Raw genomic sequence first — 15040 nt, 5'->3', positions numbered from 1 at the left:
CGACGGCGCCGCATACGTATGCGGTCGACGGAACTGCGACGGCCTGCCGCCGCGGGACGTGATGCGGTGCCCGGTGGGGCGGGCGGGAGTCGACGCGGCTTTCATACGATCTTTGCGATCCGGCCAGCACAATCGTCGTTCCCGTCTGATGGAGCTTCGCGCATGGGCCTGTTCTCCCGGATTTCCGATCGCATCTTCGGCCGCAAGGCCACGTCGTCGCCCGCGCCCGCGGTCAAGAAGCCGGCACCGGTCGTCTTCACCGGCAGCCAGAACGATCCGAAGGTGTCGCCGCCGGCGCGCAATCCAGCCCCCGCGGCGCCCGCGCCGACGCCGGCTGCCGAGCCGGTCGACGTCGAGGCGGTGCTGACCGGCATCGCGCAGGAGAAGGGCGGCAAGAGCGACTGGCGCCACTCCATCGTCGACCTGTTGAAGCTGCTCGACCTCGATTCGAATCTCGATGCCCGCAAGGAACTGGCGACCGAGCTCGGCGTCAACGCCGGCCCGCACGGCAGCGCCGAGCAGAACCTCGCGCTGCACAAGGCGGTGATGCGCAAGCTCGCCGAGAACGGCGGCAAGGTGCCGGCCGAACTCCGGGACTGATCCGCGTCACGGCGATGCCCGCAGCGGCCCGGTGCGTTCAGCGCCGGGCCGTTTGCGTTGCGCGGACGATGCGTCGGGCGAACCTGGGTGCGCGCGCCGGGGCCATTGCGTGATCGATGCCCTGGCGAGGCGGCGATCGGGGACCGCCTCGCGTTACGATGCCGCACTCCCCCCGGCCGTCCCCCTCCTGGCACCCGCATGAAGGCCTGCACCCCCGACGCCTCGCCGGCGGCATGAGCCCGGCATCGCGTCGCGCGCACGCCGGGAACGCGTCCCGTATCGAACGCCTGCAGCCGTGGATCGCCGCGCTGGCGAGCGCGCTGCTGCACGTGCTCGCCGTGCTGCTCCTGCTGGCGTCGCAGCCGGTGCCGGTGACCACGCCGCAGGGCGCGTCGTCGGGCAGCCGGATGGTCGTGGACTTCGTCGGTATCCCGCCGCCGCAGGCGGTCGAGGCGCCGCCCAGCCCGCCGCCGCCGTCGCGTCCATCGGCGGCGCCCGCGCCGGCCTCGTCGCGCCTGCAGACCACGCGCGTCGAACGCGCGGAGACGGCCTTGCCCGAGACGCGGGCGCCCGCCGACGTGCCGGTGGAGGCGCCGATTCCGGACCCGGCGCCTTCGCCGCCGCAGGCCAGTTCGCCGCCGACGCCCGCGCCCGCGCAGGCACCGGCCGCCAGTCCGCCGTCGCCGCCGCGGCGCGACCACACCTGGGGCCAGCCGCCGGGCATGCTGCCCACCGAGACCGCGCCGGTGAACGCGGGCATGACCCGCAGCCCGACCGCCGGCCGCACGCGCGGCCGCGACGCCGATGCCGAGCACCCCAGCCTGGAGGTGGGCGGCTACCAGGTGTACTACGACCTGCGCAGCGAGACGCGGCTGCAGGCGTGGCGCGATGCGGGCATGACCGGGGTGTTCCTGCCGCTGCCGGGCACGCGCAAGTTGATGGTCTGCCCGCTGGAGACCGCGCTGCGGCGCGACTCGGGGCCGTGCCGCCTGCTCGACCCGGAGGACCCCGCGATGGCGGAGATCGGCGACGCGCGCGAGGTCATCAACATGCAGCAGGTCTACCGACGCGGCGAGCCGGTCTGGCGCGGGCCCGGCCCGTATCGCTGAACGGCAGCGGCGTGCGGCCGAAGACGGCCGGGCGCCTCGCGCGTGTCCGAAGGCGGGCATCCGGCACGCGTGCCCGGTGCGCCGCCCCTCAGGCGATCAGCGGCGGGGCGGACGCCGTGCGCCGCCCGCGCGCGCCGGCGCGCGGCAGGGCGGTCCAGCGCTGCGCCATCCGCTCGACCGCGTCGAGCAGCTGCGCCTCGGGTTTCGCGTAGGGCAGCCGCAGCCAGCGGTCGAACCCGCCCTCGACGCCGAACACCGGGCCGGGCGCCAGGTGCACGCCGTCGCGCTCGAGGTCGGCCGCCAGCGCGGTCGCACTGCTATGCGGCAGCCGCGCCCACAGGCTCAGGCCGCCGTCGGGCAGCCGGAAGCGCCAGTCGGGCAGGTGCGTGCGCAGCGCCCGGGCGAGCGCGTCGCGCTGGCGGCGCACCTGGTCGCGGCGCGCGGCGAGCATCGGTGCGTCGTCGAGCAGTTCGGCGGCCACCAACTGGTCGAACAGCGAACTGCCCAGGTCGAGTTGCACGCGCGCGGCGACCAGGCGTGCGACCAGCGGCTGCGGTGCGCGGATCCAGCCCACCCGCAGGCCGCCCCAGCACAGTTTCGAGGCGCTGCCGATCGTGACCGCGTCGCGCGCGAACGCGGCGAACGGCGCCGGCATCGGCGCGTCCGACAGCCGTGTCGCCTGCAGCGTCTCGTCGACGACGGCGAGCGTGCCGGCCGCCGCCAGCGCGGCCGCGCAGCGCGCGCGCTGGGCCTCGTCCATCAGCAGGCCGGTGGGATTGTGGAAATCGGCGATGACGTAGGCCAGCCGCGGCGCGGTTTCGCGCAACGCGGACTCGATGCCGTCGAGGTCCCAGCCCGTGTCGCCGAGCGGGTCGCCCATGGGCGCTGCGACCAGCCGCGCGCCGCCGAGCGTCAGCGCGCCCATCGCGTTCGGATAGCCGGGCGTGTCCACTAGGACGCGGTCGCCGGGCCGCGACAGCGTGCGCGCGACGAGCGCGATCGCCGACAGCGCGCCGGAGGTCACGACGATCTGCGCCGGCGTCGTCGGCAGGCCGCGTCGTGCGTACGTCGCCGCGATCCGCGCCTGCAGCGCCGGCAGGCCGGACGGCAGGTAGCCGTCGCCCGACAGGTAGGCCGGCAGCGCGGCGAGCGCGCGCGCGTACGCGGCCGCGGTGCCGGGCGTGGCCGACCCCGCCGCGCAGGTGAGATCGATTGCGTCGTCGGCGAACGTCGCCGCGCCCAGCGTGTGGTCGTGCGCGCGCCGCCGCGCCACCGGCACCGCGGCGAATGTGCCCGCGCCCTGGCGCGCGGTCGCGAACCCGGCCGCGGCCAGCTCGGCATAGGCGCGCGTGACGGTGTTGCGCGAGATGCCCAGCGCGCCGGCGACCGCGCGCTCGCTGGGCAGGCGGGTGTCGATCGGGATGCGGCCGTCGCCGATCAGCTCCTGCAGCGCCAGGCACAGCGCGCGATAGGCGGGGGCACTGTCCAGGCGGCCGACCAGGCCGGCGAGGCGCTCGGGGGCGAGGGTGCGTTGCATGCGGGCCACTATCCCACGGGTGGCTCTATCGCAAAGGGCCAATTGCCGACATCGTGGCGCCATGCAGATGCCGCCCGCCCCGACCCTCGCCAACCTCGGCCCGCTCGCGCAGCTGCGCGCCGGGCGTCTGCCCGAACGCCTGGGCCGGCTGCTGGTGGGGCTGTGGATCTACGGGCTGGCGATCGCGCTGATGATCCAGGCCGCGGTCGGCGCCGCGCCGTGGGACGTCTTCCACCTCGGCGCGGCGCGGCACGTGCCCGGTTCGTTCGGCATGGTGATGGTCGCCACCGCGCTGGCGGTGCTGCTGGCGTGGATCCCGCTGCGGCAGATGCCGGGCCTGGGCACGCTGGCCAACACCTTCCTGCTGGGCCCGTTCGCGGACCTGCACCTGCTGTGGCTGCCGGCGCCCGAGGGCCTGGCGCTGCGCTGGGCCTACATGCTCGGCGGCGTGGTCGCCTGCGCGTTTGCCACCGCGCTGTACGTCGGCGCGCAGCTGGGGCCGGGCCCGCGCGACGGGCTGATGACCGGCCTCGCGCGACGGACCGGCTGGTCGATCCGCAGCGTGCGCACCGGCATCGAGGTCTCGGCGCTGGCGGTCGGCATGCTGCTCGGCGGTACCGCGGGACTGGGCACGCTGGTGTTCGCCTTCGGCGTCGGCCCGCTGACCCAGCGGTTCCTGCGGCACCTGGCGGTCAGGCTCGAGGCGCCGCCAGCGTCACGCTGAGGTCCGTGCGCCGCCGGTGCGCCGGCACAACGACGCGCCGCGCGATGTTCCTGCACGGCCGTTGATCCTGGTCAAGGTGCGTGGCGTCCGATGTGCGGACACTGCATTCATGGACATGCGCCGCCACCGTCAATCGCGATCCGGGCACCCGGTCCCGCGTCGACGCGACGCGGTGGCGACGCGCACGCGGCGAGCGCGCATCGCGCCGTCCGCCTGGCACTGGCTCGCGCTGCTGGCGATGCTGCTGCTGGCGGTGGCGCCGGCGATCAGCCGCATCCAGGCCGGCGCGGGTGCCGACCCCGGCATGGCGCTGGCGGACGCGATGCCCGCCGGCCTCCACGCGGGCGGCCATGCCGTCCCCGGCGACCTGCCGCACGACGGCGGGCCGGACCATGCGGACACTGACGGCCATTGCGCCTACTGCCCGCTCGCCTCGCAGCTGACGCTGCTGTCGAAGGTGCCCGTCGTCGCACCGCCCCCGGCCTGGACGGGGCATGCGGGCCAGCGGTTCGCGTCGGCCCGGCTTCCGGTTGCGACCAACCTGCACGGCCTCGGCGGCCAGGGGCCGCCGGCGGACCACGCCTCCGCCTGACCGCGGAATCCCGGCTCCAGCGCGCAACGTCCATGCGCACGCCAGCGGCGTGACGCAGGGCGCAGGGCCCGCTCGCGCCCGCATTCCGAATCCAGACGTCGACCGGCCCCTGGGCTCGCGTCCGACGAAGCCGCACGCGTCACCGGCAGGGCCGGCGACGTCCGATCCGGAGATCCCCATGTTGTCCGCACTCCCCCAGGCGCAGCGCGCCTCCCGCATCGCCTTGGCCATCGCCTGCGCGCTGGCGCTTCCGCTCGCCGCCCAGGCCGACGACCTGCCCGAACCCGTCAACCTCGAGGCCGTGCTGGTGACGGCCGCGCCGGTCTCACCACTGACCTACGACCTCGCCCCGCGCCTGCCGCGCCAGCCGGTGCCCGCCAGCGACGGCGCCGACTACCTCAAGACCATCCCCGGCTTCACCGCGCTGCGCAACGGCGGCACCAACGGCGACCCGGTGCTGCGCGGCATGTTCGGCTCTCGCCTGAACCTGCTCACCAACGACGGCGCCATGCCCGGCGCCTGCCCCTCGCGCATGGACAACCCGATGTCCTACGTCTCGCCCGAGACGTTCGACAGCCTGGTCGTCATCAAGGGCCCGCAGACCGTGCTGTGGGGGCCCGGCGCCTCGGCCGGCACGGTGCGCTTCGAACGCGAGACGCCGGTCTTCGACGCACCGGGCGTGCGCGTCAATGGCAGCCTGCTGGGCGGCTCGAACGGCCGCAACGACCAGGTGCTCGACGTCGTGGCCGGCGCGCCGCAGGGCTACGTGCGCGTGAGCGGCAACCGCTCGGAAGCCGACGACTACGAGGACGGCGACGGCGCGGTGGTGCCGTCGTCGTGGAAGAAATGGAACGGCGACGTCGCGCTGGGCTGGACGCCCGATCCCGACACCGTGCTCGAGCTCAATGCCGGCGTCGGCGACGGGCAGGCGCGCTACGCCGGCCGGGGCATGGACGGCGCGCAGTTCCGGCGCGAGAGCACCAGCCTGCGGTTCGAGAAGCGGGCCATCGGCGGCGCGCTCGACTCGATCGAGAGCAGCGTGTTCTACAACCACGCCGACCACGTGATGGACAACTACACCCTGCGCGCACCCAACCCGTCGAGTTCGATGCCGATGCCGATGGCGTCCAACGTCGACCGGCGCACGACCGGCGGCCGCGTCGCGCTGGGCTGGAAGTGGACCGGCTGGGACCTCAAGGCCGGCGTCGATACGCAGCGCAGCCGCCACCGCGCCCGCAGCGGCAGGGGCCGGGGCACGTATGCGGCGCTGCCGTGGAACACCGATGCCCGCTTCGAGACCAGCGGCCTGTTCGCCGAGGGCACACGCCACCTGCCGCCGGGCCGGCACCTGACCGGCGGCGCGCGCGTCGACCGCGCCAAGGCCACCGACGAGCGCGCGACCGCCGGCATGATGGGCATGCCCAACCCGACCGCGGGCCAGACGCGCGAAGAGACGCTGCGCGCCGGGTTCCTGCGCTACGAGCAGGAACTCAAGGACACGCCGGTCAGCTGGTACGCCGGCCTGGGCCACACCGAGCGCATGCCCGACTACTGGGAACTGTTCTCGCCCGGGCGCGGGCCGGCCGGTTCGCCCAACGCGTTCGCCGGCATCGCGCCGGAGAAGACCACGCAGTTCGATCTGGGCGTGCGCTACCGCACGCGGAAGCTGGACGCGTGGGTGTCGGCCTACGCCGGTCGCATCGAGGACTACGTCCTGTTCACCTACACCGCCGGCGGCATGATGGGCATGACCTCGTCGGCGGCGAATGTCGATGCCGACATCCACGGCGCCGAGGCCGGCGTGGAATTCCGGCCGTCGTCGAGCTGGAAGTTCGGCGGCACGGTCGCCTACGCCTGGGGCGAGAACCGCGCCACCGGCCAGGCGCTGCCGCAGATGCCGCCGCTCGAGACGCGCCTGTCGGCCGCCTACGACGACAAGCGCTGGAGATTCGGCGCGCTGGTGCGCGTCGTCGCCAGCCAGGACCGCATCGCTATAGGTCAGGGCAACGTGGTCGGACGCGACCTCGACGCCAGCGCGGGCTTCGCCACGCTCGCCCTCAACGGCGGCTATCGCATCAACGACAGCCTGCAGCTGACGGCCGGCATCGACAACGTCTTCGACCGGACCTACAGCGAGCACCTGAACCTGACCGGCAGCGCCGACTTCGGCTATCCGGCCGACCCAGTGCGGATCAACGAGCCGGGGCGCACCGCGTGGGTGAAGTTGAACTTCCGCTACTGAGGTCAGAATGAGAGGCGGTTTGAGTAAATTAAATTGCATTTGGCGGAAGAACATGTAATTTAATTGTCCATGTCGAAGCGAACGCCGCCCACGATGCCGCGCGCCCAACGCCAGATCCAGGCGCTGGGCGGGCGGCTGCGCGCGGCACGCATGCGCCGGCAGATGACACAGGGCGAGCTCGCGGCGCGCGTAGGTGTGAGCGTGCCGACGGTGGGCAAGCTGGAACGCGGCGATCCGGCGACGAGCCTGGCCACCATGTTGCGCGTGCTCACTGCGCTGGGACTGGAGCAGGACATCGATCTGTTGGCGCGCAACGACGAGCTCGGCCGCGAACTGCAGGACAGCCGGCTGCGTCGCCCCGCTGCGCGTCGCGCGAGCACGTCGTGAGTCCGTCGCCTGCCGATGTCCAGGCGATCGGCCAGGTCGAGGTCTGGCTGGATGCCGCCGGCCTCGGCGGCGAGACGTTGGTCGGCCACCTGGCCCGGTTGCCCAGCCGTACCGGCGACACGATCCAGTTCCAGTACGCCGACCACTGGGTGGACGGAACAGCGCCGATCCGCAGCTTTGCGCTGGACCCGCAGTTGCCGCTTCATCGCGGCCCCCATGTCGCGCGCGCCGGTGCCAGTGCGCTGACCGGCGCGTTCACCGATTGCTCGCCCGATCGCTGGGGCAAGCGCCCCATGGATCGGCGCGAGGTCATCGACGCGCGCGAACAGAACCGCCGGGTGCGGGCACTGCGCCCGTGGGACTATCTGATCGGCATCAACGACGCATCCCGGATGGGCGCATTGCGGCTGCGCGAGACCGGTGGGCGCTACCTGGACGATCGCGAGCTCAGTGCGCCGCCGATGACCGAGTTGCGCGCGCTGGAGGCGATCGCCGCACGTGTGGAACGCGGCGACATCGGCGACAGCGAGCACGATGCCAGGTGGATCAGGCAATTGGTGGCATCGGGCGCGTCGCTGGGCGGTGCCCGTCCCAAGGCGACTGTGCGCGATGTCGATCGGACGCTGTGGCTGGCGAAGTTCCCGTCCAGCGACGACCGCCACGACGTGGGCCTGTGGGAATACGTGACCTACCGCCTCGCACGGGCCGCCGGGATCGACATGCCCGATGCGCGTCCGCTGTCCCTGTCAGGCCTGGGCACCACCTACGCGGTGCGTCGGTTCGATCGGACCGGCCCGGAACGCCATGCCTACGCCTCGGCCCTCACGTTGCTGGATGTGGACGCCAGCGAGGACAGCAGCTATGTCGAAATCGCCCACGCGATCGAGAATCAGGGCGTCGCGTCGTCGATCGCCGACGACCTGTCGCAGCTCTATCGCCGCGCCGCGTTCAACGTGCTGGTCGGCAATCGCGACGACCACCTGCGCAACCACGGGTTCCTGCGCGCACTGGATGGCTGGCGGCTGGCGCCGGCCTTCGACGTGAACCCCAACCCGGACAAGGACGCGCACGTCCTCTCGATCGGCCTGGACGATCCGACGCCCGACACCCGGCTGCTGTTGGACACCTGTGCCTATTACCGCCTGAGCAAGGCGCGGGCGCGCGCGATCGTCGACGAGGTGCGGGCGGTCGTGCGCGGCTGGAAGGACGAGGCCAGGCGCTGCAAGGCACGTGGCGCCGAGATCGCGACGATGGAGGCGGTGATCGACCCGGCGCGCTGACAGGGCAGGCAGCGCTTGATGCGTCCGAGTCGAGTGGCCTGGCCCGGTCCCCCGTATCATGGCGTCGGCATTCCACACGACGTTTCGGACATGGCGAAGGCGAATCCGCTCCAGGAACAGCTGCTCAAGGCGGGCCTGGTCAAGAAGAGCAAGGTGGCCGAGGTCGCGCGCGAGCAGCACAAGGCGCGGCACGGCAAGGGCGCGCCCGCACCGACGCAGAGCCAGCGCGAGGCCGAGCGCGCAAGGGCGGAAAAGGCGGAGCGCGATCGCGCTCTGGCGGCGGCGCAGAAGGAAAAGGCCCGCATCGCCGAGTTGGCGGCCCAGGCGCGGCAGATCGTCCAGGACAAGCAGGTGCCGCGCGCGGGCGAGCTGGAGTACCGGTTCACCGTGGACGGTGCGATCCGCACCTTGCTCGTCGACGACGGACAGCGCAGGCAACTGGCCGCGGGCGCACTGGTCGTCGCGCGCCTGGGCGACGGCTACGCGCTGCTGCCGCGCGCAGCGGCCGACAAGGTGCGCGAACGCGATGCCGGCCTGATCGTGCTCGACCACGGCCAGGCCGCGGACGCGCCGCCATCCGAGGCGGATGCGGAAGACGATGCGTACTACGCGCAGTTCAAGGTGCCCGACGACCTGATGTGGTGACGCGCGCCCGCGGTGGCGCGGGCGCTGCTTGGGTCTGGATGTGGGCGCAAGGACTGGGCGGTCGAACCCGTTCCTGGTCAGTCATCGTGCGCCAGCGCCAGCGGCAACACCAGCCGCGCCCGCAGGCCGCCGCCGTCGCGGTCGTGCAGTTCGAGGGCGCCGCCGTGGCGTTGCGCGGTCGAGCGTGCGACGGCCAGGCCGAGCCCGGCGCCGCCGGTGTCGCGGCTGCGCGAGTGCTCCAGGCGCTGGAACGGCTGCACCAGCCGCGCGCGCGCATCGGCGGGAATGCCGGGGCCGCGGTCGGCCACGTCGACGAGCAGCAGGCCGTCGCGCGCCTGGATCTCGACCTCGGCCGCGCCTGCATAGCGCACGGCGTTGTCGATCAGGTTCGACAGCGCGCGGCGCAGCGCCAGCGCATCGCCCTGCACGATGGCCGGCGCGTCGGCGCGTACCTGCACCGGCTGGCCCAGCGCGTGCGCCGACGCGGCCAGCTCGCACGCCAAGGCGGTCACGTCGACCGGCGCGCGCTGCAGCGGCGCGACCTCGCCCTGCGCGTAGGCGAGCACCTGCGCGATCATCGTCTGCATCCGCGCGATGTCGGCGACCATGCGTTCGCGGTCGGGCGACGGCGCGGTCTCGGCGCGCAGCCGCAGGCCGGTCAGCGGCGTGCGCAGGTCGTGCGCGACGGCGGCGAGCATCGCGGTGACGTCGTCGGCCTGCGCTCGCAGGCGCGCGTGCGCATCTGCGATCGCCCGGCCCAGCATGCGGACCTCGGCGGCGCCCTCGACCGGCACCGGCGGCGCGCGCGCGGCCAGGTCCATCCGCGCGCTGGCCTCGGCCAGCCGCCGCAGCGGCAGCGTCAGCCGGCGCGCCATCCACCACGCCAGCGGCGCGATCAACAGCGCGCCCAGCGCCAGCGCCAGCAGCACCTGGCGGCGCCATTGCCCGCGCCCGGCGTCGACGGTGCCGACGACCCGCCACGTGCCGTCGGGCTGGGCGAGCGCCAGCTCGAACGCCGGCACCTGCAGCCCTGTCGCCAGCAGCGCGGCGCGCACGCGCGCCTGGCGTCCGGCGTCGGCCTGCCCGGCCGTCGCCAACTGGCCCTCGTCGACGACCTGCAGCGCTACCTCGGGCTTGCGCTGCCAGCTCGCGCGCACCTGCGCGGCGGGCCGCTGCAGGCGATCGGCGGCCAGGTCCGCCAGCCATGGGACCGGCGCGCCGGACGGGGCGTCGGCCTGCGTCCACACCCGCAGTCCCGGCGCGGGCGGCCGCGTGCCCGACAACGCCGCGATCGCGTCGGCGGGGACCATCGTCGGCGCCGGCGGGGCGGGCCACCAGCCAACGACCGCGAAGCCCACCGCCTGCGCCAGCACCAGCGTCGCCAGCGCCAGCCCACCGACCAGGGCCAGGATGCCGCGCGGCCGGGTCACAGCCGCCGCACCGTGGCCGCGAAGCGATAGCCTTCGCCGCGCAGCGTCTGGATCAGCGCATCCGCGCCGGGGCAGGCCATGGCCAGCTTGCGCCGCAGGCGGCTGACCGCCAGGTCGACCGCGCGGTCGAAGGGCTCCGCGGCGTCGCCGTGGGTCAGCGCCATCAGGCGCTCGCGGTCGAGCACGCGGCCGGCGCGTTCCACCAGCGCGCGCAGCAGCGCGAACTCGCCCGCCGTCAGCATCACCTCGGCGCCGTCGGGTGCGTGCAAGGCGCGTACGTCGAGGCGCAGCGTCCAGCCGTCGAAGGCGTAGCCATCGGCCGGGCGTGCGGCCTGCCGGCGCAATTGTGCGCCGCGCCGCAGCAGCGCGCGCACGCGGGCCAGCAACTCGCGCGGATCGAACGGCTTGGCCAGGTAGTCGTCGGCCCCCACCTCCAGCCCGATGACGCGGTCGGGCGGGGTGTCGAGCGCGCTGAGCATCAGCACCGCGACGTCGGCCCCGGCCAGGCGCCGGCACACCGACAGCCCGTCCTCGCCGGGCATCATCCAGTCCAGCACCACCAGGTCGGCCGGCGCCTGCGCCAGCAGCCGGTCGGGCGCGGCGGCGCCATCGGCGGCGCGCACCGCGTAGCCATGGCGCGCGAGGTAGTCGCACAACGCATCGCGGATGCTGGCGTCGTCGTCGACGACGACGATACGGGCGGTCTCGGCAGTCATGCGGGCATTGTCGCCCGCGTGTGTATCGCGTTCGTATCGGCCGCGCGCGCGCAGCGCCATTGCCGACATCGTCCCGATACCCGCAGCCGATGGAATGGCGGCCCCTTCATCGAGGTTCCGCCATGTCGCGCCGCATCGTCCTGTCCGCCTGCCTGCTGTCGCTGATCCTGGGCGCGCCCTGCGCCGCCGCCGCGTCCCCGCCGACACCCGACGGCGAGACCCACCGCATCGACATGCGGCTCGTCGGCAAGCACCCGCGCGTGGAGGTGCGCATCGAGGGCGTCGAGCGTCCGCTGAGCTTCGTCGTCGACACCGCCGCCGGCGCCAGCGTCGTCGATGTCGCGCTGGCCGAGCGCTTCGGCCTGCTCGAGGCGGCGTCCCGCGAGATGACGATCCAGGGGGCCAGCGGCAGCGCGGCCGCCACCCAGGTCACCGCGCTGCGCGCGCTGTCGGCCGGTGACTTCGCCTGGCAGGCCCAGTTGCTGGCGATGGACCTGTCTCAGATCGCCGAGGACGACGCGCCGCCGATCGAGGGCATCCTGGGCAACGACCTGATGGCGCGCTTCGACCTGCGCTTCGACCTGCCGGCCGGCGCACTGGTGCTCGCCCCGGCCGGCAGCCTGCCGCGCGGGGCCTGCCTGGACAACGCCCTGCCGCAGCGCGCGGCCGGCCTGCAGCGCTTCGCGTTCGTGCCGGCGCAGCTGCGCGACGGCGCGCACGAGGTCCAGGCGACCGCCGTCGTCGACACCGGCGCCGCGCAGACCCTGCTGAACCTGCCTGCCGCGCGCGCGCTGGGCGTGGCCGAGGACGACGCCCGGCTGCGCCGCCGCGACGCAGGCACCCGCGGCATCGCCGAACAGGTGGTCGAGACCTGGCTCTACACCCTGCCGAGGCTTGCGATCGGCGACTGGCAGCTCGCGGCCACGGAGGTGCGCATCAGCGCGCTGCCGGTGTTCTCGGTGCTCGGCCTGGCCGATCAGCCCGCGGTGATCCTGGGCATCGACGCCCTGCGCCACCGACGCGTCGACGTGCTGGCGAACGCGGCGGGCGTGTGCGTGGGGCCGGCGGCAACTGTGGACGAGCGCTGATCCACCGCTGGCCCAGACCGCATGCCGGCGTCAGTGCTCGAATTGCGGTCGCGTCGGCAGGTTGTGCTGCAGGTCCAGCCAGGGCGGGTTCTCGGCGTACATCTCCTGGATCAGCTGCTTGACCACGTCGATGTAGCGGGAGCTGTCGTTCATCCGATAGTTGAGGATCACCGGCGAGGTCATGCGCGCGCCGTCGATCAGGCGGTAGTGCACGTCCGAACGCAACTGCCGGGCCGCGCTGGGCACGATGCAGACGCCGCTCTGCGCCGCGACCAGGCCGAGTGCGGTCTGCAGCTCGCGCGCCTCGATGATCTCGCTGGGGCGCACGTCGTGCTCGCGCAACAGGTCCTGCACCTGGTCGGCGAAGCCGAAGCGCACGTCCTTGGGATAGACGATCAGCTGCTGTCCTTCGAGCGCCGACACCGGCAGCGCGTCGGTGGCGCCGCCCAGCGGCGCATCGACCGGAATGGCCAGCGCCAGCCGTTCCTCGCGCAGCAGGTGGCCGACCACGAACGGATCGTTGTGGCGCACGCGGCCGAAGCCGATGTCGATGCGCCCGGCCTTGAGGGCCTCGATCTGCTGCACCGAGGTGAGCTCGAGCAACTGGATGTCCAGGTCGGGCGAATGCTGGCGCAGCTTGCGCACCAGCGGCGGCAGGCCGGCATAGAGCGTGGAGGCGACGTAGCCGACGACCAGCACGCTGCGCTGGTTGAGGCCGATGCGGCGGGTGGCGACCTGCATCTGTTCCACGCGACCGAGGATCTGCAGCGCCTGCTCGTGGAACAGGCGCCCGGCATCGGTCAGCCGCAGCGGCCTGGTGCTGCGCGAGATCAACTGCACGCCCAGCTCCTCCTCCAGCAGCTGGATCTGCCGGCTCAATGGCGGCTGGGCGATGTGCAGCGCCTCGGCGGCGCGGGTGAAGTTCCGCTCACGGGCGACGGCGCAGAAGTAGCGGAGCTGGCGCAGGTCCATACTTTGGTCGAATTACGGCGATCGGTTGTCGATACTTGAAGGGTATTGTGCGGTGCAACAAGCGTTATCGATCAATCACTAGCGCAAGATAATACCCTCAAGGTATCCAACAGTACCGAATCGGTGTTGGACCCGCTGCCGATGGCCGGCGCATAACGTCGGCCATGAATGCTGTCGTCGCACCCACGTCCACGCCCTCCACCGCCGCCACCGTCGTCCGGGTCGAGACGGTCATCGTCGATCTGCCGACGATCCGCCCGCACAAGCTGTCGGTCGCGACGATGGACGGCCAGACCCTGATGCTGGTGCGGGTGCAGTGCAGCGACGGCGTGGTCGGCATCGGCGAAGGCACGACGATCGGCGGGCTGGCCTACGGCGGCGAAAGTCCCGAAGGCATGAAGCTGGCGATCGACACCTACTTCGCGCCGGTGATGGCCGGCCAGGATGCGACACGCGTCCAGGCGCTGATGGCGCGCATCGGCAGGATGGTCAAGGACAACCGCTTCGCCAAGAACGCGGTCGAGACCGCCCTGCTCGACGCGCACGGCAAGCGCACCGGCCTGTCGGTGTCCGAACTGCTCGGCGGCCGTCATTGCGACCGCCTGCCGGTGGCGTGGACACTGGCCTCGGGCGACACCGCGCGCGACATCGCCGAAGCCGAGCGCATGCTCGACCTGCGTCGCCACAACGTGTTCAAGCTCAAGATCGGCGCCCGTGCGCTCGCCGACGACATCGCGCACGTCGCCGCGATCAAGCGTGCCCTCGGCGAGCGCGGCACGGTGCGCGTCGACGTCAACATGGCCTGGGACGACGTCCAGGCCGCGCGCGGCATGGCGGCACTGGCCGACGCCGGCTGCGAGCTGGTCGAACAGCCGGTCGCCTCGTCCGCGGCGCTGGGCCGGCTGGTGCGTCGCTTCCCGATCGCGCTGATGGCCGACGAATCGCTGCGCGGCCCCGAGTCGGCGTTCGAGCTCGCGCGCAGTCACGCGGCCGACGTGTTCGCGGTGAAGCTCGCGCAGAGCGGCGGCCTGTTCGCCGCGCAGCGCGTGGGTGCGATCGCCGACGCCGCCGGCATCGGGCTGTACGGCGGCACGATGCTCGAAGGCGCGGTGGGCACGATCGCGAGCGCACAGGTCTTCGCGACCTTCCCGAACCTGCAGTGGGGCACCGAGCTGTTCGGGCCGCTGCTGTTGACCGAACAGATCCTCGCCGAGCCGCTGGACTACAGCGACTTCTCCCTCGAAGTGCCGAACGGCCCCGGCCTGGGCATCGCCCTGGACGAGGCGCGTGTCGCCTTCTTCGCCCGCGACGGACTGCGCAAGACGATCAGCGTGGCGCGCTGAATTCCGACGGAGTGTCCCGATGCTGTTTCACGTACGGATGGATGTGCAGTTGCCGGCCGACATGCCGGCCGAGGTCGCGGCCGAGATCAAGGCGCGCGAGAAGGCCTACTTCCAGGCGCTGCAACGCGAGGGCAAGTGGCGTCACATCTGGCGCGTGGTGGGCGAGTACGCGAACTACAGCATCTTCGATGTCGCCGACAACACCGAGCTGCACGACACGCTCTCGGCCCTGCCGCTGTTCCCGTACATGCGCATCGCGGTGACCCCGCTGTGCCGCCATCCATCGTCGATCCACGAGGACGATCGCTAGACCGATCGCTTCGAACACCGTGCGCTCCCCGGGAGGGATGCGTCCTGGCAGCCAACGCCACCAAG

General features: G+C 72.9%; 15 protein-coding genes. 11 read left to right on the top strand and 4 right to left on the bottom strand.

Annotation, left to right across the window (positions count from 1 at the left end; all coding sequences use genetic code 11):
- Window positions 1–162 precede the first annotated feature (162 nt).
- Together WQ56_RS12810 and WQ56_RS12805 are read left to right on the top strand one after the other, a co-directional pair.
- Window positions 163–600, top strand: coding sequence for a DUF3597 domain-containing protein (locus WQ56_RS12810; RefSeq protein ID WP_047137518.1), 438 nt, complete (start codon window positions 163–165; stop codon window positions 598–600).
- Between the two features lie 233 nt (window positions 601–833).
- Window positions 834–1709 (top strand): hypothetical protein, encoded by an 876-nt coding sequence (locus tag WQ56_RS12805; RefSeq protein ID WP_047137517.1) that lies wholly within the window; start codon window positions 834–836, stop codon window positions 1707–1709.
- A gap of 88 nt (window positions 1710–1797) precedes the next feature.
- Here WQ56_RS12805 and WQ56_RS12800 read toward each other — a convergent pair whose 3' ends face one another.
- The gene (locus tag WQ56_RS12800; protein ID WP_082132395.1) at window positions 1798–3246 is read right to left on the bottom strand and encodes a PLP-dependent aminotransferase family protein; all 1449 of its coding nucleotides are present in this window, start codon (window positions 3244–3246) and stop codon (window positions 1798–1800) included.
- Between the two features lie 61 nt (window positions 3247–3307).
- Between WQ56_RS12800 and WQ56_RS12795 the strand changes: the two genes are divergently transcribed.
- The 6 genes from WQ56_RS12795 (at window position 3308) to WQ56_RS12770 (ending at window position 9116) form a co-directional block, all read left to right on the top strand.
- Complete coding sequence (locus WQ56_RS12795; RefSeq protein ID WP_047137516.1) at window positions 3308–3970, top strand: membrane protein; 663 nt, start codon at window positions 3308–3310, stop codon at window positions 3968–3970.
- Window positions 3971–4142: 172 nt separating this feature from the next.
- Window positions 4143–4562, top strand: a complete 420-nt coding sequence (locus tag WQ56_RS12790; RefSeq protein ID WP_047137515.1) for a DUF2946 family protein — start codon at window positions 4143–4145, stop codon at window positions 4560–4562.
- 178 nt (window positions 4563–4740) lie between these two features.
- Window positions 4741–6804 (top strand): TonB-dependent copper receptor, encoded by a 2064-nt coding sequence (locus WQ56_RS12785; RefSeq protein WP_052773005.1) that lies wholly within the window; start codon window positions 4741–4743, stop codon window positions 6802–6804.
- Between the two features lie 93 nt (window positions 6805–6897).
- Window positions 6898–7191 (top strand): helix-turn-helix transcriptional regulator, encoded by a 294-nt coding sequence (locus tag WQ56_RS12780; RefSeq protein WP_082132400.1) that lies wholly within the window; start codon window positions 6898–6900, stop codon window positions 7189–7191.
- Entirely contained in the window at window positions 7188–8471 is a 1284-nt protein-coding gene (locus tag WQ56_RS12775; RefSeq protein WP_047137513.1) for a HipA domain-containing protein, read from the top strand. Before WQ56_RS12780 ends, WQ56_RS12775 begins: the two co-directional genes overlap by 4 nt.
- Window positions 8472–8561: 90 nt before the next feature.
- Complete coding sequence (locus WQ56_RS12770) at window positions 8562–9116, top strand: DUF2058 domain-containing protein (protein ID WP_047137512.1); 555 nt, start codon at window positions 8562–8564, stop codon at window positions 9114–9116.
- Window positions 9117–9193: 77 nt separating this feature from the next.
- Here the strand turns inward: WQ56_RS12770 and WQ56_RS12765 are convergent, their stop codons facing one another.
- Together WQ56_RS12765 and WQ56_RS12760 are read right to left on the bottom strand one after the other, a co-directional pair.
- On the bottom strand, window positions 9194–10546 hold the full coding sequence (locus WQ56_RS12765; RefSeq protein WP_047137511.1) for a HAMP domain-containing sensor histidine kinase: 1353 nt from the start codon (window positions 10544–10546) through the stop codon (window positions 9194–9196).
- Complete coding sequence (locus WQ56_RS12760) at window positions 10543–11262, bottom strand: response regulator (RefSeq protein ID WP_047137559.1); 720 nt, start codon at window positions 11260–11262, stop codon at window positions 10543–10545. The genes WQ56_RS12765 and WQ56_RS12760 overlap by 4 nt, the downstream gene beginning before the upstream one ends.
- 122 nt (window positions 11263–11384) lie before the next feature.
- Here WQ56_RS12760 and WQ56_RS12755 point away from each other — a divergent pair, with 122 nt between their 5' ends.
- On the top strand, window positions 11385–12350 hold the full coding sequence (locus tag WQ56_RS12755; protein WP_047137510.1) for an aspartyl protease family protein: 966 nt from the start codon (window positions 11385–11387) through the stop codon (window positions 12348–12350).
- A 30-nt stretch (window positions 12351–12380) separates the two neighbouring features.
- Here the strand turns inward: WQ56_RS12755 and WQ56_RS12750 are convergent, their stop codons facing one another.
- Window positions 12381–13322 (bottom strand): LysR family transcriptional regulator, encoded by a 942-nt coding sequence (locus WQ56_RS12750; protein WP_047137509.1) that lies wholly within the window; start codon window positions 13320–13322, stop codon window positions 12381–12383.
- A gap of 164 nt (window positions 13323–13486) precedes the next feature.
- On the opposite strand from WQ56_RS12750, the gene WQ56_RS12745 reads away from it, so the two are divergent.
- Together WQ56_RS12745 and catC are read left to right on the top strand one after the other, a co-directional pair.
- Window positions 13487–14665 carry a muconate/chloromuconate family cycloisomerase gene (locus WQ56_RS12745; RefSeq protein ID WP_047137508.1) on the top strand — a complete coding sequence of 393 codons (1179 nt, stop codon included), beginning with the start codon at window positions 13487–13489 and terminating at the stop codon, window positions 14663–14665.
- 19 nt (window positions 14666–14684) lie between these two features.
- Entirely contained in the window at window positions 14685–14975 is a 291-nt protein-coding gene (gene catC, locus WQ56_RS12740; protein ID WP_047137507.1) for a muconolactone Delta-isomerase, read from the top strand.
- Window positions 14976–15040 lie beyond the last annotated feature (65 nt).

It is taken from the genome of Luteimonas sp. FCS-9 (genome assembly GCF_001014645.1).
Lineage (GTDB): Bacteria > Pseudomonadota > Gammaproteobacteria > Xanthomonadales > Xanthomonadaceae > Luteimonas.
This window is presented reverse-complemented; position numbering and strand designations above follow the sequence as displayed.